An 18,539-nucleotide genomic window follows, 5' to 3' on the forward strand; every position below is an offset into this window, starting at 1 on the left:
AATATTGTTATATTGCATGTTGCGAAAAAAGTGAAAGTACAATGAAATCTCTCGTTATTTATGTTCACGGGAAAGGCGGCAACGCCGACGAAGCGAATCACTACAAACCCCTTTTCCCAAATGGCGACATCATAGGTTTTGATTACAAGTCCGAAACTCCTTGGGACGCCAAAAAAGAATTCTCGTCTTACTTTGATTCCGTTTCTGCGGGCTATGACGAAGTTTTTTTGATTGCAAATAGCATAGGGGCGTTCTTCTCGATGAACGCGCTCGCTGATAAGCGAATCAAGAACGCTTATTTCATTTCGCCGATGGTCAACTTGGAAAAGCTCATTAGCGACATGATGATGTGGGCGGGCGTTTCGGAGGCGGAACTCCGCGAAAAGAAAACGATTGCGACCGCTTTTGGCGAAACGCTTTCGTGGGAATACCTTTGCTATGTGCGGGAAAATCCGATCCAGTGGAACATCCCGACGCAGATTCTGTACGGTTCGAAGGACAACTTGACTTCCATCGAGACGATGGGCGAGTTCGCCAAGAGAATTGGCGCTCCGCTCACTGTAATGGAGGGTGGCGAACACTGGTTCCATACGGACGAACAGATGCAATTTTTAGACAGGTGGATTGAAAAATGTCAGAACAAACATTAACTCGCGAATCCTTAATTGAATTTTTCGGTGAACAAGAATTTGAAAAACTTTGCCGCCACGAGGCGGGCCACGCTCTAATCGCATTCCTGTTCAAGCGCCAGATTGATTACGTCAGAATCAACAATTCCAAGGAAAAGCCGAGCGTGACACGAATGCCGGGAAGCTCACTCGAAGGCTCTGCCCACATTGCTATTGCAGGCCATATGTCGGACTTTTTGATTCGCAAAAATTTCGCTTGCGACCTCGATACGGTCATGAAAGAATTGCCGATGGAACTTTACAGGAGCGATCCCGATTACCAGAGCTTTCAGGCAGCTTGTTATTACTACCAGCTTGCCGAAACAAACGTCGTCGAACAGGTTTACAACCTCATGATGGCTTGCCAAAAGTCGCTTACTGCAATCGTTGCCACCCTCAACGAAAAGACGAATTTGAGTGGTGCCGACCTTGCCGCCATAATGAATGGTAATAGATAAAGTCTCTCAGGTCCGTCATCCTGAGCAATGCGAAGGATCCAGTTAATTTCTGCTTTCGCATTACAAGAATTTATTGGATCCTTCATTTCGCTAGCGCTTCATTCAGGATGACGAAATGCAGTATGTCATTCTCGTCCCGGAACAAGTCCGGGATGACTGTCGGGCATCTCCTTTTTATACATTATTTTACTTTCCCTTATTAAATCTCTGCAAGGCTATGTTTTTATATTGTTTGCATGCATCGCTTTTACAAATTCCTTCTCCTCCTCCTTGCCGCATACGTTCTCTCTTCTTGCGGAGACGAAAAAGTCATCAAATTGTCTTCGAACGTGAAGCAAAGCTTCGAAGGCTTTGTCCGCGATACGAGTGCGTATGTCATGATTGTTGATTCTAGCGTTCAAAGCAAACCTTTTAAAGAAAAACTTGTTCCTGTTGAAAAGGGTGGTTTTGCAGAACATTTTTCTAAAAATAAAGATGAAATAGGGGGACGCAAGATTTTTTATGCGTATTCCGATTCGATAAGTCCTTTTGTCAGAGGATGGTCTGATAAATCATCTTTCTTTGATGTCGTTAAACTAGCGTTTGCCAATCATTATTCCTTGGAAATAAATCCGGATGATATTTGGCTTATGATTTTGGATGGTTTCCGCTACCATGTCAAAAGCAATCGCGAAGCTTTGAAAGATAAGTTTGTTGCTCCGGGAACGGATACTATAGTTACTTTTGAGGATAATTCGCTGACCACCGAATCAACGCATCATGAATGGTTCTGGACGCTTGCGAATTTATTTGAAGTCTTGCAGTCCAAGTTGCCCGAAGAGACTGGGTTGCCGCTTAAAACAAAGTTCTCGACGACAAGCCCGGTGGATTACAACATTTCTAGTGCGATGGTCATGGCTGTGGCTGCGGAGTATTATGTTTATTTGGTTTCTACGCTTTGCGGAATCCCCAAAATCAAGATAAATGGTAAAAAAGAAGACTGGATTTTGCTCAAGGATTCTTTCAACAGACTTGCATCGCGTCTGGATATGGATTGGTGGGCTGTTGGGCTTAATCCTGTTCTAGATGAGTTTATCAATGTCTTTGATGGCAAGATAAATATGGATCATTGGAGAGGAATATACAAGCATTACATTCCGGAAGGGTGTGGCAATGTGACTTTTAACGGTTGGATTTCTAGATTTTTCCCATACACTGGATTAGATTTAAGCGCGAGTAATTTAGACGAAATTGTTGAAGTTTATAAAAGGCATTCTCCGGATTGGAATGAACGATTGGATGTTCGGAATGTTCCTAGAGGTGTGACCTCGATACGGATTGAATGGAAATATTTTGATGAAATGATTCCTTTGAGGCTTTATACTGGTTTTATTGGTGTTCAAGTTGATACCACCACGAATATGTTGAAAGCAGCCCGAGGCTACGCTCTTTTTGAAAGCCTTGAGGAAAAATAATTTTCTTAAAACGAGATGGAAATTCCCACTTAAGCGTGTGTAGCTCATAGCTCAGAGCGTAGCGACCCCATAGCCCATACCTCGTTTGACAAATCGTCAACACTTTTCTTCTTACATTTTGCGATTTAGCCCATCATTGATATATATTTAAATTCGGTGTTATGGGCTTTCGTTGTTTGGGGAATAAACGCGAATGGCTTAGAACCAAAGGATTAACTATGAAACAGCACATTCGCGTCGCCGCGCTTTGCAGTGCGCTTTCTTTGACATTGGTCTCAAATTCTTTTGCGGCGGATTTGCCGACGGCAAACGAAATGTTTGCCAAGATGGGCTTTGGCATAAACATCGGGAACACAATGGAAGTTCCCCAGAATCCGACATGGTGGGGCAATAAGTTCCCGACCGAAGCGTACATAGATTCGGTCAAGGCGGCGGGCTTCAGCACCATTCGCATTCCGTGCGCGTGGTACAGCCATTCAAACGCATTGTCTCGCGATTCCAGCAGGGCTGATATTGTTCCGGGCGGTGGCCCGAACGAGATTGCTTCAAGTTGGATGGATTCGGTGCAGACGGTCGTGGATTATTGCATGCGTGCAGGGCTTGTGACGATTCTGAACATCCACTGGGATAACGGCTGGCTTGAGGGCAACTTGAACGATCAAGAAAAGGACAAGGTGAATGCTCGCCAGAAGGATTTCTGGACGCAAATTGCAACGCACTTCAAAAACTACAACGAAAATTTGCTTTTCGCCAGTGCGAATGAACCCGCGACAACGGATGACAATTACAAGCACGAAACTGAAATCCTGATGACGTATCACCAGTCGTTTGTGGATGCCGTGCGTGCCACGGGAGGCAATAACGCAAGTCGTACGCTCGTGATTCAGGGGCCTTCGACAAGCATCGACCGCACGAGTGAAGTGATGCCGGTGAGCAAACTCCCGAAAGATGTAATTGCGAACCGCTTGATGGTCGAAGTGCATTTCTACGACCCCTATACGTACACGCTCTTGAATGATGTGGTCGATTGGGGCGCTCAAGTCTATCCGCAGTACTACTGGGGCGACGACCTCGCGACTGGTGCGGATATTGTGCATAACTGCGGCTACAACGCTTGGGCAGGTGCCATGGGCGACAAGTGCACCAGTGCCCAGATTCAGGACCAGTTTGGCAAGATGAAAAAGAACTTTGTCGATAAGGGCGTGCCTGTGATTATCGGCGAGTTCGGTGCGAATGACCGCGTGGGGGTGTTGACCGGCGACAATTATGCGAAACACCGCAAGGGCCGCCTCGCTTATTACGATGCTGTTATGAAACTTGCAAAACAAAACAAGGTGGTGCCTATCGCTTGGGATACGGGCCACGAAGGCGAAAACAACATGACGATTATCCGCCGCCAGACAGACCCGGATGGCTCCGTGTTCGACAAGGACGTTCTGAACATCATGCGTCATGCGTACGGCCTTGCGGATTATGTGAACAACGGCATTACGCATGTGGAAAATTTCAAGACCGATGATGGATCGATTTCCATATTCAAGCGCAATCGACCGGCGCTGTCTCGCAGTTTGCGCACCTCCCGCACTTACGATTTGCTTGGCAAGCAGAACCCGCAAGCAAGAGTCGTGAAAGTCAAAAAGTAAAAGAAATAGCCTCGTAAAACAACGAGGCATTTTTTGAAATTAGTGATTTCCTTTCACAATGCGGTAGAGTTCTTCGAGTTCCTTTGCGTTTAAAATCTTAGGCACGGGGTAAAGCGGATTTGCTTCTTTGCTGGCTGATTTTGCAAGTGTTGGAATGTCTTCGGTTTGGATGACGTCCAAAAATTCTGGAATGCCCATAGATTGGTTGAGTTCGCGGATTTGCGCAATGAACAGAGTTGAAGCCTCGTGATTGTCTATTTCGGCAGGCACGGCTCCAATGGCTTTCGCGAAAAATCCAAGGCGTTTTTCGGCGGCTTCACCATAGTATTTTAGGACATGCGGTAAAATAACTGCGTTTGCAAGGCCATGCGGCGTGTGGTACATGCCGCCAAGGCTATGAGCAATGGCGTGTACGTAACCGACGTAAGCTCGTGTGAAAGCGAAACCCGCAAGGTACGAGGCCTTTTGCAAGTTTTCTCTTGCCTTGATGTTGTGCCCGTCGTTATAGGCGTTCTGGATATTTTCGATGATGAGGCGGCCTGCAATAATGGCTGCTTCGGCGCTCCCGTTAAAATTGCTGTAACCGATGTACGCTTCGATGGCGTGTGTGAGGGCGTCCATGCCTGTTGTTGCTGTAAGGTGTGGCGGTAAATCGAGCGTGATGTTTGCATCGAGAATCGCAAGGCGCGGAATGAGAACAAAGTCGTTAATCGGGTATTTTTCGTGTGTTTGCGGATTCGAAATGACTGCGGCGACAGTCGCTTCGCTCCCGGTGCCTGCGGTTGTGGGAATGGCTACAAGGTATGGGATTTTGTGCAATACCCGCAATGTCCCGCGCATCCATGAAATCGGAGTCCATGGCCTAGCAATGCGTATGCCGACTCCCTTTGCACAATCAATTGCGGAACCGCCGCCAAAAGCGACAAGTCCCTTGCATTTGTTTTTCTTGTAAATGCGCGTGGCATCCTTGATGTTGTCTATAGTTGGATTGGGAATGGTTCCGTTGTAAATGGCATAGCCGATGTTTGCATCATCCAAATACTTTTTAATGTTTTGGAAATGTTCTGTCTGTTCAAGAATTGTGTCTGTGACAAGAAGAACTTTGCCAATGTTGTGTGCCTTGAGATGGTTAGGGAGTTCGCGTATACGCCCTGCGCCATGAACAATCTGCGGTTCGCGCCAAGGCATAAAATGGACGCCTACGAAAAAAACTTTTTGAAAAGCACGACATGCGAATCTGTAAAGTATGGATGCCATAGTAAACCTTCATTACATAGACTTGATGAATCGTAAAGCCTTCTCTGCAAGTCCCTGAATCTTGGAATGTAAAGAGCCAAAGTGTTTTCCGTAAGGCGGATGGAAGAACGTGACTGCGTCAAAGCCTTTCTGTTGCATGATGTTGCGTTCGTGGCTAAACGTCTTGAATCCGTAAAAGCCGTGGTAATTGCCGGTTCCGCTCATGCCTACGCCGCCAAAAGGTACGTCTAAATTTTCGATTTGGATAATCGTGTTATTTACGCACGAAGAGCCCGATGTTGTGTTGCTTAAAACGTAATTGATTTCGCTCTTGTTTGTTCCGAAAATGTACAATGCAAGCGGTTTCGGATGACTTTGAATAAATTGTATGGTTTCTTCAAGATTCTTGTAGGCGACAATCGGAAGAATCGGTCCGAAAATTTCGTTTTTCATGATTTCCATGTCGGGCGTGACATTTGTGAGAACTGTAATAGGCGTATAGCAATTGTCGATATCGCTTACGCCTCCGATGACTTGTGTTGCTCCTTTGGCTATGGCGTCTTTAATAAGCGCTGCATGACGTTCTGTAGCGCGTTTGTCTACAATATGGACAAAGTCTTTGCATTCGTGGCGCTTGGCGTCAGTATCTCCGAACATGTACTTGATTTCATTTGCAAATGCTTCTGCAAGTTCTTGAACTTTGTCTTGCGGACAAAGTGCGTAGTCCGGTGCGATGCATGTTTGGCCCGCGTTCAGTGTTTTGCCCCAAGCGAGCTGCTTGATGTGGCGCTTGATATTTGCTTTCGGGAGTATAATTGCAGGCGATTTCCCACCGAGCTCAAGCGTAATGCTTGCGTGATTCTTGGCTGCCATTTCTGCAATGTGTGCGCCGACATTTGGACTCCCTGTGAAAAATACATGGTCGAAAGGAAGTGCTAATAACTCGTCTCCGATTTCAGATCCGTTGCCTTCGATGATGGCAATTTCGTTTTCGGGGAACGTGTCTGCAAAAAGCTTCGCTAAAAAGGCGCTCACATGCGGTGTCTTGTGCGATGGCTTTGCCATAATGACATTGCCTGCGGCAATGGCCGAAATAATCGGATTGACAAGCAGCAAATACGGATAATTCCAGGGCGAAAAGATGAGCACGCGCCCTTTGGGCTCGTAATGGAGAACGCTTTTGGATGTTGGCAAAAAGAACACTCGACTTGCTTTTTTGTCGTTCATCCAGCGATTCAAATGACTAATGGTGTAATCAATTTCTTCGATGATGGGAAAAACTTCACTAAGCCAAGCCTCAAATTTGGGCTTGTGAAAGTCCAGCCAAACGGCGTTGTAAAAGTCAACTTGCCTTTGGATTACGGCATCACGGAGTTTTTTCAGTTTTTCTATGCGCTCTTTGGCGGTCGTTTGCGCAATTTTCCAACGATTTTCACCTTGTGCGTCGAAAATCCTTTCAATGTCTTTTTTTTGTATTTCGTTCATACTCAATAAGATAGAACATATTAACTAAAATGTTGTTTTTATAACAGCAAAAAACAAACCTTTTTTAAAAGTAATTTGATTCCTTTTTTACATGTATTTTTATAAATTGGAACTATGGGTTCCTTAATTAAGTATAAAGGCAAAGTACCTCAAGTGGGCGAACGGGTCTTTTTGGCCGAAGGCGCTTGCTTGGTTGGCGATGTGAGTGTCGGCGATGATTCGTCAGTATTTTATAATGCGGTTATTCGTGCAGACCTTGCTGAAATAAAAATCGGTAAGCGCACAAACATTCAAGACAATGTATGTATCCATGTGTCCACGGGTGTTGGTGTGAATATTGGCGACGAGGTGACTGTTGGTCATGGTGCGGTGCTTCACGGATGTACGATTGAGGATAACGTTCTCATTGGCATGGGAGCCATTCTCATGGATGGGTCGCATATCAAAAAGAATTGCATTATCGGTGCTGGTGCGCTTGTGACGCATGGTAAAGAATTCCCAGAAGGATCGCTTGTTATGGGCGCTCCGGCGCATGTCGTCAGAACATTGACGACAGACGAACTCAAAAACGTAAAGATAGGCGTAGAACACTACTTGGACGCAAAGGATGAACTTTTAAAAGATGTATAAGTTCTTTTTCCTCATTAATCCGGTGAGTGGAGGTGGTCAAGGTAAAGTTATCCATAAGTTCCTTCCTGAAATTATGGAGTCGATGGATTTTAAATCCGACGAATGGAAGGCTGAATTTACACGTAAAGAAGGGATGGATGAACAAATCCTGAATGCCCTTGCATCGACCGAAACACTTGTTGCTGTTGGTGGCGACGGAACGGTTTCGTCGGTGTTTTCTATTATGCTAGCCTCTGAATATGCAAGTAAGGTGCAGATTGGGCTTATCCCGCTTGGTACAGGGAACGATCTTGCTCGTGTGCTTGGCTTGTATAAACCGTTTGTAGACAAAGGACTTTTGTATCTGGTGCGCAGGCTGTTGCTTGCAAAGTCCAGGCCTTTTGATATTTGGATGGTGAATGGCAAGTACGCCTTGGCGAATTATTTTTCGGCAGGCATTGATGCTCGTATTGCACACGATTTTAATCAAGACCGAGCAACGGGCGTAATCTCTTCGAATTCTGTTGTTGCAAATAAATTGCATTACGTCAAGCGTTTCTTTGCCGATAGAGCTTACTATTTAAAGAGTGGTCGCATTTCGATGGTGGACCGCGATTCACAAGATGTTGAAAATATCGATTTGACGGGGCACAAGACTGTTATTGTTGGCAATATTCCGAGCTTTGCCAGTGGCGCAAATCCGTTTTTTAAATCGGATATGGCTGATGGATATTTGGAAGTTGTCTGTGTGCCGAACATGTTGAATTTTTTGCTTGCGATTGCAATGGGTGGCGTTCCTGTTTTGGGGTACTTGCTGAAAAAGTACTTGCTCAAGTCGCGCAAAGTGCGTTCTTTGAAACTCGAACTCGCTGATAACGAGTACATTCAATTGGATGGCGAAGATTTGAGCGGTAAAGCGGGCAATCGCGTTTCGATTGAATTTGCGACTCAGGTGCGCATGCTCTCGTTGGAGGAATAATGCTTTCGGTAAAAATATCGGAAGTTCTTGAACAAATGAATTTAAAGAAGCCTTCGGATGAGGGCTCTTTAAATTTTGAACTGACTGGATTTTCTTCGCTCGAACAGGCGGGACCGCACGATGTCTCGTTCTGGACGGGAGACGCTAAAACGGAAACCGGACTTGCCGGGAATGCGGGCGGCGTGAGCGCTGGTGCTTTTGCTGGCGTTACGGCCGGTTTGCTTTTTGTTCCGAGTTTGTATGAAAAATATTGCGCTGATGGATGTTCTGAACTTTTGCCCAAAGTGCAATTTGTCTGCCCGGTCGAAAATCCGTACCATGCGATGGTGACGTTCATGCGTGAATTTGTCGAACGTCGTGAATTTTTTGAAGAAACTAATATCGCGCCATCTGCGCAAGTTCATGCTTCGGCTGTTGTTGAAGGCGTGGTGGGTGAAAACGCTGTGATTGGCCCTAATTGCGTTGTGATGAAAGGCGCTACAATTGGGGCTGGGACGATTCTCGAAGCGAATGTGACCGTTTATCCGCGAGTGACGATTGGCGAAGATTGTGTGTTCCAGGCGGGGACTGTAATTGGCCCGCGCGGCTTTGGATTTTATGAGTATCAAGGCAAGCGTCGTATGGTGCCGCATTTGGCGGGCGTTCGCATCGGGAACCGCTGTAGCTTTAGTGCAAATGATGTCGTTGCGGCAGGCTTTATTTCGCCAACCGTAATCGGCGATGATTGCCATTTCGATACGTTCGTGCAAGTGGCGCACAATTGCCGTCTCGGTAACAATATCATGATGGCGTCGCAGTCTGGAGTGGCGGGTTCTGTCGTGATGGAAGACGATGTGGAATTTGCCGGCGGCGTGCAGTCCGCTGGGCATTTGACGATAGGGAAGGGCGTGAAGGTTGCCGCGAAAGCGGGAGTTACCAAAAGCCTTAAGGCGGGCAAGGTTTATGCCGGTTACCCAGCCGAAGAAATCGATGTGTGGCGTCGTTCTGTCGTGAAACTCCGCATGATGGGAAAGCGGTAGGGTGTGGGGTATGGGGTCGCTCGTAAACTCGCTATGGGGACGCTACGCTTTGGGCTTTAAAAATATTTTTTTATGCCCATAGCCCATAGCTCAAAGGACCGTAAGGTCCGCGCCCATAGCTTAACAAGCTCTAAGTTCTAAGTTCTTGACTTTCAAGAGTGCAATATTTTTGTAAATTCCCGTTACCTAAATGAAAAAAGATTCTCGAAAAATCCCGCAACCATGGGAATTTAATTCTGCGTCTTTGTCTTATGGCAAAGCGAACGTAAAAATTGAAGTTCAGGAGCGAAATCCGCAACTGGAGCCTCGCGTTGAATGGCGTGTGGGCGGTCGTCATTTTTACAGTACTGATTGTGCAAAATGTTTTGCCGATTTGAAGTACAGCGTTGCTCGAACTTCGATTTATGAATCCAGCGAAGGCGCGCATGCTTTAAAGCTTGCGTCCTCTGAACATCTGGCTCCCGTTTTCTTGATGTGGCCGTCACGCAGTTTTGTGGTTGATGTCACTTGCAATGAAAATGGAACTGCGGAGGTTCCGTTGATGGATGGTAGTGCGCTTCCGTTCTTTTTGGCGCTTCGCAAGAATGTGGGCGTTCCCGAAGAACTCGCGTTTTATGATGCTCCGGTGCATGCTGCGTGGGATTTGTTCCGCACGGATCGCCATGATTCCAAACCTTACGGTTCTGTGAAAATTACACCGAGCGAAGCTTTCGAAGTGGAATATGTTTTAGATCGCAACGATGGCGAGAGGCGTTTTACGTCCGCGGCTAGCGTTTCGATTTATTCGGCAGAACATTTGTACAATGTTTTTGCTGCGAGAACTTTTATCTTGAAAAACGAATTTGACGAAGCCCGCAAAGCAGGTTTGCTTGGTGGGGTGGATTCTTCCTGTGGGTTGTTGCTCGATGATTCTGCGGAGGCTAATGTTTCGTTCAGAGTTGCCGATGAACCTGCTCGTCATAAAATCCTCGACCTGTTGGGAGACCTTTGCTTTATGAAGCCTAAGCTCCCGAAAGTTCGTTTGGAAATCATTAACGGTGGTCATTTGAGCCACAGAACAATCTTAGAAAAGGTGTTGCCTTATGCTTTATAATGAAGAACAAGTTCATGCCCTCCTCCCTCAGAAGGCTCCGTTTGCTTTCGTAGATGAAATTCTCGAAATCAACGAAGGTGACCAGCCGTCTATCGTTGCTGTGTGGCACGTGACCGGAAAGGAAAAGTTCTTTGATGGTCATTTCCCGAACAATCCGGTGCTTCCGGGCGTGATTCAGATTGAATCCATGGCTCAGGCTGCTACGCTTTTGACGATGATTGCTAGAAAGACTGATGTCAATGGTAAGCGCCCGGCATTCATGGGTGTCGAAAACTGCCGTTTCCGCGCTCCGGTGATTCCGCCGCAGGATTTGACTCTCAAGGTGACGCTTTTGATGTCTCGTCATGGAATTTATAAGTATTCCGGAGAAATTTATCAAGGCGAAACACTTATTTGCAAGGCGGATTTTAGCGCAGCGATGGTTTAAGTGTTATGACGCGGACTGATGATAAATTGAATGTTTTGATTCTTGCGGCGGGGCTTGGCACAAGGCTAAGGCCGTTGACGAATGAAATCCCGAAACCATTGGTTCGCGTTTATGATAAAAGCATTCTCGAAATCCAGATGGAACGGGCGAAGTCTCTCGGAGATATTCGCCTGCATGCCAATGCTCATTACTTGGCGGAACAGATCGTTTGTGAAGGCGAACGCCTTGGTTTTGAACGAGTTTGGGAAGAACCCGAAATCCTTGGAACGGCAGGACCCTTGCGCCGGATTTATGCGGCGGGGTATCGCGGCGGTCTCTTGATTATGAATGGTGACGCGTATTGTAATTTTGACTTGAAAAAGTTTGTTGCAAATGCACGTGCCGCATATGAGGCGGGGAAGGCTGATGGCTCGAATCGCTGTGAAGTGGCTCTCTTGGCGGTTGATTTCCCGAAGGTGAACACGTTCCGCGTGGGTGCAGATGGTTGCCTTGTGGGCGTTGCCGGACGATTCGGAAGCGAAGATGGTTTGGCGGCGACATTCTCTGGAATCTCGTGGTACAGCGATGAAGCTCTTGCTAGAATCCACGATGGTGAATTCGATATCCGTGAATTTTGGAAGCAAGAAATTGCTGCTGGCCGTGCGCCGTTCGTTGATATGTCGCAGTTGCATGCAACGTGGATTGATATGGGATCGCCCGAAGGCTTGATGGCTGCGGTGGATGCCCGCAAACAAGAACTTGGCCGTGAAAAAAACGAAGCGGTTGTAGAACCTGGCGTGAATGTCCCCGCTTCTGCAAGAGTTGTTCATTCTGTTTTATATAAAGGTGCTGTAATTTCTGAAAACGAAGTCGTTCAGGATGAAATTCGAGGGAAAAATTTCTTCTGGCAAATTCCTCCTAACCACTAAACACTAACCACTGTCTACTTCCTACTTCCTACTTCCTACTTCCTACTTCCTACTTCTTACTATCCTATGCGTAAATTTAGAGTTGTTTTAGTAGAACCGGAACATCCACACAATGTGGGGTTTGTCGCACGTGCCATGCACTGCTATGCATTGCCGGAGCTTTATATTGTTTATCCCAAGCGCGATAAGGTTTTGGATAAATCTTACCATACGGCTGCTAATAGCCATGACATCTTGGATAACGCTAAGGTCGTCCACAAGTTTGAAGATGCTATTGGCGATTGCTCTTGTGCGGTCGCTTATAGCCGCCGTATTTTTGCAAGCTCCATCAAGCATACGATGGTGCAGAATTTGTCTGACATGCTTCCGGAAGATGGAACGATTGCGCTTGTGTTCGGTCGTGAATCTTGCGGCCTTGCGCTTGAAGAAGTAAATGCTTGCACGTACCAATGCGAAATTCCGGTGCCGGGACTCATGAGCTTAAATTTAGGACAAGCTGTTTCGATTAGCTTGTACGAGCTTTGCCGTTCCGGGGCTCTCGCGAATGGCGAGGGCCGCGCGAAGCGCACAACGCGAGGCGTTGCCGAAACGGGTCCTGCAACAATCCAGCAGATTGATGGCTTCAAAAAGTTCCTCGACCGCTATTTGACTGGCCAATACCACGACCAAGCTTGGCGCGACAGTTTCCTCAACACGCTTTTGCAGCGCTTGCACCCGACGCGCAACGAACTTTCGGCGCTGTTTGGACTCTTGCGCAATTTGGCAGGCAAGCCTGCTCGCTTGGAACATGCCGCTGAAAAAGCTGCCAAGCAAGCCGCGCAAAATGCAGAAGGGAAGGATTCGTCGAAATCCAAGTGACGCTTAACGCCGGAGATTTGACATGTACGAAATATTGCCATACAGCCCGGAAATAGAAAAACGTTGGGATCGTTTTGTAATGAATGATTCCGTGAACGGTACATTTCTCCAAACGCGTAAGTTTTTGAATTATCATCCCGAAGGCCGATTCACGGACGCTTCGTTCTTTGTGGAAAAGAGCGGTATTGTTGTTGCCGTTGTTCCGGGCTGTAATGTAGATGGCAAGTTTGTTTCGCATCAAGGTTCAACTTTTGGTGGCCCTGTCATTTCAAAAGATTTTTATTCTGGCCACAAAATTCTTGAAATTATCAAAACTATTGACGATTATATTGTTCGAAATTTCAAGGGCGTAAAGTTAAAACCGACTTCTTCGATTTTTGCAACGATGCCAACGGATCTGCTTGATTATGCTTTGGAACATTCGGGATTCTGTCGCCATACGGAACTGAGCTGTTATACGCCGCTTGCTAAAAATATTGATCCGCTTGAAGCCTGCAAACGTGAATGTCGCCACAACTTTAAACAAACTGAAAAGCTGAACTTGACCTACGGCGAGATTCCTGATAGCGAAATGGAACAATTTTACGATTTTCTCGTGCTGTCAAAGGCTCGTCATAATACGACTCCAGTTCATTCTTTAGCGGAATTGCGGGACCTCAAGCAGAGATTCCCGAGTGAAATTTTATTTCGCGGTGTTTGGTTAAATAATGAAAATGGTCAAGACCGTGTTTATCTTTCGGGCATGATGATTTTCGTTTTCAATCAAGCGAAAGTGTTTCATTTCCAGTATCTTGCGCCCGATGACTCTAAACGCGATACGAACGCAACGACTGCTTTGTTTGTAAATGCTATGCGCGAAGCCGCTGAAACAGGCTATGAAAAATTCTCGTGGGGGATTTCCACTGAAAATGGCGGCGACTACCTGAACGAAAATCTCTATCGTTTCAAGGAATCGTTTGGCGCGCTCCCATGCGTAAACGCTAGATACGAGAAATGAGTTGGTAGAATCCGGCTAGTTCTGTGCTAGGTTCCGGCTCAAGGGCCGGAATGACGTATCGGAATGACATGGGAGCCGAATACAGCGACAAGTTTACTTGTTCATTGTTGAGGCGAACCTGTCATGCGCTCAGCGCAATGACGTCATGGCGGACCAGATCCGCCATCTAAGCTTTAAGTTCTAAGCTTTCTTTCAAAAAATCTTCATACTCATAGATGTAATCGCTTTCGTCGTAATGCTCCGAGGCAAGCACCATGCACACGGCTCCCGAAGAGAAATTCTCGATTTCGCGCCAGTGCATTGTAGGAATATAGAGCCCGTGATAGGAACGGTTCAGCGAATACTTGGATCGAGTTTTTCCATCGTCCAGAATCACATCGAAGCTACCGCTAGCGGCAATGATTAACTGGCGAAGCTTGCGATGGGCATGGCCTCCACGTGTCGTTCCGCCTGGAACGTCGTACAGATAATACACGCGCTTGATATCAAAGGGAATTAACTCGCCGCCTTCGACTACGCTCAAGTTGCCGCGCTGGTCGTGGGCGATGGGGATATCAATCAAACGGGGTTCTTTCAACTGTTGTTCGTTCCATTCCATACCGCTAATATAACAAAACCATCTCGAATGAGATGGCTTGCTTGAAAATTATTTCCAGTGTTTCAGCTGCGAAAGGTGCGAATCAAAAAAGGCTCGTCGTTCGTTGTCGGGCTTGTTTTCTGGATTCGGCATGTGCGAAATAAGAAAATCAAGCAACGAGTCTTTGCTGGTGTAGGCGAACTTGCCGTCTGCATAGCACCATTTGCAGTAATCTTCGTTGAAACTGCCGTCGATTTCGCGGCTGATGATGGCGTCGTCACCGAGGGGCATTCCGCAGCATTGGCAGAAAAGCTGGCGCGGAGCGCCTAGCAATGTGTTGATTGAAACGTTAAATTCCTTGGATAGAACTTTAAGCATCTCGGTGTTTGGCTGTGTTTCGCCAGTTTCCCAACGGCTTACGGCTTGTCTCGTCACGTGTACGCGTTCGGCCATCTGTTCTTGAGTCAGGTTGTGTTTTTCGCGAATATTCTTGAGTATTTCTGGGACGTTCATAAAATTTCCTTTTTGTTGATGGCTCAAATATACCTAGAGCTTTGTGTTAAATCAAGAAACAGTCTGTTGCCTTCTGTAAAAGATAAAGGGTTTCTTTGGGGTAAAAATACTCTTCTTTAAACGGTTTGTAAAACGTAATGTTAACAATTTTTAATAATAAATTTGTAACGAAAAGTTTAATGAAAAATGCGGTTTACGTAACGGATCGTTCCACTTCAATATTGGCAAGAAATTTGCTAAGGAGATGAATGTTAAAATTAGTAGTGAGAAAAGTTACAAATCGTTAGGAAAAAAGAAAATATGCGTTTTGTAAAGTTGATTACTTAGAATATTTTTTACATATGTAAAAATTATCTTTTCGACGCAAGCCCGCTTTATTGCTGGCTTTAGCTATGAATAGTTGTTATTTTGTTTAAATTATTATAATACTTATAATTCAATTTTTGATTTTTGTTTACTTTTCAAATTTTTTAACTATATTCAAATACAGGATTGGGGGCGCTTGCGAAATTGGACGATGCGAGTGTCTTTGCAGTTTAACACTTTATCTATTCCAACTTGGAATACTAGAAATTGGAGTAAATAAATCATTACTAAATGCTTTCGTGATGCTCTTTTTATAAATATTGTACTTATTTTAGGTGTAAATAAAAGATTGGGTTGACATGAGATTATTTGATGAACATGTAGTATTGCGTTTCGCGCTGTTGCTGGCGTGTTTTTTGTTCGCAGAATCTATTCCAGATATTCTGAACTTTTCTGAGCACGCTTATGATTTCGTGCCGTATTTCTTGGCAATAGTGTTTCTGGCGTATGTTGCGCTATTTTACAAGTTCCCCCTAGATAGTCGCAAAATTAGGAACGATGTGGATATTCCTGAACCGAAAGTGGTTGAGCCTATTCGTGACCTTAAAAAAGATCTTCTCGAAAAAGATGAAATGTTCCAGATGATGATCGATGTATCGTCGGATGGTTTTTGGACGTTTGATGTAGCGTCGGGTAAGGTTTATTGGTCAAATCGCATTGCCAAGTTGCTTGATGCCGAAAATACAAGCCTTGAAGATTCCTTTGAGCCTTTGCAAAAACGTGTGATTGAGAGCGACTGGAATGCGTTCCGTGAACAGCTGAATGCGGCATTGCAAAAGGCTGGCACATTCTCTTGCAATTTAACTTTGCTGGATGCTTCTAAGAAAAATGCTAAGTTTGTTATTAGCGGACGTGTACAAAGTAATGACTTGGGCCGCCCAATTCGAGTGATTGGTTCCTTGACCGAAAAGATTGAACGCAAGTCGGAAGAACGCGAAGCTTATAATTTTGTTTATCAAGATGCGTTGACGGGTGTTTATAATCGCAAGTATTTCCTCGAAAAACTCAAGATGGATGTTGATATTGCTGCTAAACGTCCGGATTATGTTTTTGCAGTTGCGCTTTTAGATATCGATAGTTTTGGTGCTATCAATGCTTCTTATTCTATCAATATTGGTGATAATGTTCTTCGTACGATTGCAGACCGTTTAAAATCGATTGCTCGCCCGGATGATTGCGTGGCTCGTATTGGACCTGATGTTTTTGCTCTTATTTTACACAATATCGAAAGCCGCGATCCTAATGATGATTTGATTCCGCTTGTTCGTAATATTCATAATAAAGTCAAAGCTCCAATTCTTTTAGAAGGCAAGGATCTTTATATTAGCGTCTCGATGTCTATTGTGATAAATCAAGATGTCGATTGCGTTGAAGATATTCTTGCCAATGCAAACGCAAGCCTTCGCGATATGAAGAAAGGTATTAACCACGGCGGTATCCAATTCTTTAGCGGTGGTATTCGCGAAAAGGCGATGAAGCTTTATAAGCTTGAGTTCGAAATTCGCAGAGCAATTCAGGCTCAAGAATTTGTTCTCATGTACCAGCCAATTGTCGATATTCGTGCCGGAAATAAAATTGTCGGATTCGAAGCGCTTGTGCGTTGGAACCAGTCTGAACGTGGTATTATTTCTCCTGCTGAATTTATTCCGATTGCCGAAGAAACGGGGCTTATTGTGCCGATGGGCGCGCTGATTTTGCGCATGGCATGCCGCCAGACAAAGCTTTGGGTCGATATGGGCTATAAGGATATTCAAGTTGCGGTGAACTTCTCGGCAAAGCAGTTCTCGATGGACTCGATGGTTGATGATGTGCGTCGTGTTTTGACCGAAACGAACTTGAATCCGCGTAATTTGAAGCTTGAGATTACGGAATATACGGCAATGTGCGAAGCCGATAAGACAATTGAAATTATGCGTGCTCTTTCGAACATGGGCATCCAGATTTCGATTGATGACTTTGGTACCGGTTATAGTTCGCTTTCGTACTTGAAACGTTATCCGGTGCATACGCTCAAGATGGACAAGTACTTTGTGGACCATGTGGCCGATAACGAAGAAGATGCCGCTTTTGCCCGCATGGTGATTGGTATTGCAAAGTCCTTGAATTTAGACCTTATTGCAGAAGGTGTGGAAACTAAGGAACAGTTGGACTTCCTTTATTGCGAAGGATGCCGCTTGATTCAGGGATTCTACTTTAGCAGACCGCTTAATACGGAGATGGCGCTAGAGTATATGAAGAATCATTATAATGTTCCGGTGCAGGGTTCCACCTTCGAAACGGAACAGGAAGCCGTTAAGGTTTAAATCCCATAACACTTTCTTGTGTTTTCACGACAGTGCTTGTAGAGATCTTCTACGGGCACGTTTTTTATTTCGGCGAGTTTGTCGGCAATGAACGGAATGTAGCCGGAATGGCAGGGCTTTCCGCGGAAGGGGACGGGCGCCATGTAAGGGGCGTCGGTCTCCAAAAGCATTTGACCGAGCGGTACGAGCGCTGCTGCGTCTCGGACGTTTTGTGCGTTGTTGAACGTGACGATTCCCGTGAATCCGACGAAGATGTTTGCGTCTAGCTGAAGGAGTTGTTCGACGAATTCTGGCGTGCCTGTAAAGCAGTGGACGTGAATGTTGCGGTTGTGGAGGCTCGCGGCGCGGAGCACGGCGAGGGCGTCGTCATCGGCTTCGCGGAGGTGGAGTACGAGTGGCTTGCTGCTTTCGATGCCGAGTTGCAAATGGCGTTCGAAGAGCTTGACTTGAGCGGCCTTTGTTTCGGCGCCGTAATGGTAATCGAGGCCGAATTCTCCGCAGGCGACGCATTTGGGGTGGGCGAGGTATTCGAGAAGTCGAGTTTCGTCTTCGGCGGTCTCTGTTTCTACATACTCGGGATGGATGCCGTAAGCGGTGTAGACGAATGGATATTTTTCGCTGAGTTCGCAGGCGCGGTCAAAGTCAGCCGGGTCGCAGGCGACGTGGATAAATGCTTCGGGTTGTGCAATCTTGGAGGCTGCCGCTTTTTCTTTGGCGGAGCTGCGTTCGGTCGTGAATCTGGCGGTTTGGAAACGTTCGAGAAGCGCGTCAAAGGATTCGCCCGCATGGCGCTCGTAAGAGTCGATGTGACAATGAGTATCGATGAACATGATTTAGTAGACAGTAGGAAGTAGACAGTTGGAAGTGGTTGGTGGTTAGGGGCGTCATCCTTGGCCGAGAGGCCGAGGATCCATACAGTTTTTATTACAATGTATGATTCTCCTTC

At 45.9% G+C, this 18,539-nt stretch carries 18 protein-coding genes; 13 read left to right on the top strand and 5 right to left on the bottom strand.

Translation table 11 applies throughout. The features are described from left to right. Positions 1–41: 41 nt before the first annotated feature. The 4 genes from HUF13_RS00665 to HUF13_RS00680 all read left to right on the top strand — a co-directional run bounded on the left by HUF13_RS00665 (position 42) and on the right by HUF13_RS00680 (position 4,223). A complete protein-coding gene (locus tag HUF13_RS00665; RefSeq protein ID WP_173473332.1) occupies positions 42–650 on the top strand; it encodes a carboxylesterase in 609 nt (202 codons plus the stop codon). Next, positions 632–1,126, top strand: coding sequence for a hypothetical protein (locus HUF13_RS00670; RefSeq protein WP_173473333.1), 495 nt, complete (start codon positions 632–634; stop codon positions 1,124–1,126). Before HUF13_RS00665 ends, HUF13_RS00670 begins: the two co-directional genes overlap by 19 nt. A gap of 236 nt (positions 1,127–1,362) precedes the next feature. After that, positions 1,363–2,580 (top strand): DUF4419 domain-containing protein, encoded by a 1,218-nt coding sequence (locus tag HUF13_RS00675; RefSeq protein WP_173473334.1) that lies wholly within the window; start codon positions 1,363–1,365, stop codon positions 2,578–2,580. A 218-nt stretch (positions 2,581–2,798) separates the two neighbouring features. Continuing rightward, a complete protein-coding gene (locus HUF13_RS00680) occupies positions 2,799–4,223 on the top strand; it encodes a glycoside hydrolase family 5 protein (protein ID WP_173473335.1) in 1,425 nt (474 codons plus the stop codon). A 39-nt stretch (positions 4,224–4,262) separates the two neighbouring features. Here the strand turns inward: HUF13_RS00680 and HUF13_RS00685 are convergent, their stop codons facing one another. Beyond that, positions 4,263–5,411, bottom strand: coding sequence for an iron-containing alcohol dehydrogenase (locus HUF13_RS00685; protein ID WP_304038668.1), 1,149 nt, complete (start codon positions 5,409–5,411; stop codon positions 4,263–4,265). 81 nt (positions 5,412–5,492) lie between these two features. Then, complete coding sequence (locus tag HUF13_RS00690; RefSeq protein WP_173473337.1) at positions 5,493–6,944, bottom strand: aldehyde dehydrogenase family protein; 1,452 nt, start codon at positions 6,942–6,944, stop codon at positions 5,493–5,495. Between the two features lie 114 nt (positions 6,945–7,058). Between HUF13_RS00690 and HUF13_RS00695 the strand changes: the two genes are divergently transcribed. From HUF13_RS00695 to HUF13_RS00730, 8 genes are all read left to right on the top strand, one after another. Then, complete coding sequence (locus tag HUF13_RS00695; RefSeq protein ID WP_173389286.1) at positions 7,059–7,574, top strand: gamma carbonic anhydrase family protein; 516 nt, start codon at positions 7,059–7,061, stop codon at positions 7,572–7,574. After that, complete coding sequence (locus tag HUF13_RS00700; RefSeq protein ID WP_173473338.1) at positions 7,567–8,532, top strand: diacylglycerol kinase family protein; 966 nt, start codon at positions 7,567–7,569, stop codon at positions 8,530–8,532. The genes HUF13_RS00695 and HUF13_RS00700 overlap by 8 nt, the downstream gene beginning before the upstream one ends. Further along, the gene (locus HUF13_RS00705; RefSeq protein ID WP_173473339.1) at positions 8,532–9,551 is read left to right on the top strand and encodes a UDP-3-O-(3-hydroxymyristoyl)glucosamine N-acyltransferase; all 1,020 of its coding nucleotides are present in this window, start codon (positions 8,532–8,534) and stop codon (positions 9,549–9,551) included. Before HUF13_RS00700 ends, HUF13_RS00705 begins: the two co-directional genes overlap by 1 nt. A 190-nt stretch (positions 9,552–9,741) precedes the next feature. Next, complete coding sequence (locus HUF13_RS00710; RefSeq protein ID WP_173473340.1) at positions 9,742–10,644, top strand: UDP-3-O-acyl-N-acetylglucosamine deacetylase; 903 nt, start codon at positions 9,742–9,744, stop codon at positions 10,642–10,644. After that, positions 10,634–11,071 (top strand): 3-hydroxyacyl-ACP dehydratase FabZ, encoded by a 438-nt coding sequence (gene fabZ / locus HUF13_RS00715; protein WP_173473341.1) that lies wholly within the window; start codon positions 10,634–10,636, stop codon positions 11,069–11,071. The genes HUF13_RS00710 and fabZ overlap by 11 nt, the downstream gene beginning before the upstream one ends. 5 nt (positions 11,072–11,076) lie before the next feature. Next, positions 11,077–11,979 carry a sugar phosphate nucleotidyltransferase gene (locus HUF13_RS00720; protein WP_173473342.1) on the top strand — a complete coding sequence of 301 codons (903 nt, stop codon included), beginning with the start codon at positions 11,077–11,079 and terminating at the stop codon, positions 11,977–11,979. 66 nt (positions 11,980–12,045) lie between these two features. After that, positions 12,046–12,837 (top strand): RNA methyltransferase, encoded by a 792-nt coding sequence (locus HUF13_RS00725; RefSeq protein ID WP_173473343.1) that lies wholly within the window; start codon positions 12,046–12,048, stop codon positions 12,835–12,837. A gap of 22 nt (positions 12,838–12,859) precedes the next feature. Next, positions 12,860–13,834, top strand: coding sequence for a GNAT family N-acetyltransferase (locus tag HUF13_RS00730; RefSeq protein ID WP_173473344.1), 975 nt, complete (start codon positions 12,860–12,862; stop codon positions 13,832–13,834). 166 nt (positions 13,835–14,000) lie between these two features. Here the strand turns inward: HUF13_RS00730 and HUF13_RS00735 are convergent, their stop codons facing one another. Together HUF13_RS00735 and HUF13_RS00740 are read right to left on the bottom strand one after the other, a co-directional pair. Further along, on the bottom strand, positions 14,001–14,432 hold the full coding sequence (locus HUF13_RS00735) for an FdtA/QdtA family cupin domain-containing protein (RefSeq protein ID WP_173473345.1): 432 nt from the start codon (positions 14,430–14,432) through the stop codon (positions 14,001–14,003). A gap of 48 nt (positions 14,433–14,480) precedes the next feature. Further along, positions 14,481–14,924 (bottom strand): zinc ribbon domain-containing protein, encoded by a 444-nt coding sequence (locus HUF13_RS00740; protein WP_173473346.1) that lies wholly within the window; start codon positions 14,922–14,924, stop codon positions 14,481–14,483. Positions 14,925–15,646: 722 nt separating this feature from the next. Between HUF13_RS00740 and HUF13_RS00745 the strand changes: the two genes are divergently transcribed. Then, positions 15,647–17,593 (top strand): bifunctional diguanylate cyclase/phosphodiesterase, encoded by a 1,947-nt coding sequence (locus tag HUF13_RS00745; protein WP_304038669.1) that lies wholly within the window; start codon positions 15,647–15,649, stop codon positions 17,591–17,593. Here HUF13_RS00745 and HUF13_RS00750 read toward each other — a convergent pair. Further along, entirely contained in the window at positions 17,590–18,423 is an 834-nt protein-coding gene (locus HUF13_RS00750) for a TatD family hydrolase (RefSeq protein ID WP_173473348.1), read from the bottom strand. The genes HUF13_RS00745 and HUF13_RS00750 overlap by 4 nt on opposite strands. Positions 18,424–18,539 lie beyond the last annotated feature (116 nt).

The organism is Fibrobacter succinogenes, from assembly GCF_902779965.1.
Taxonomy (GTDB): Bacteria; Fibrobacterota; Fibrobacteria; order Fibrobacterales; family Fibrobacteraceae; genus Fibrobacter; species Fibrobacter succinogenes_F.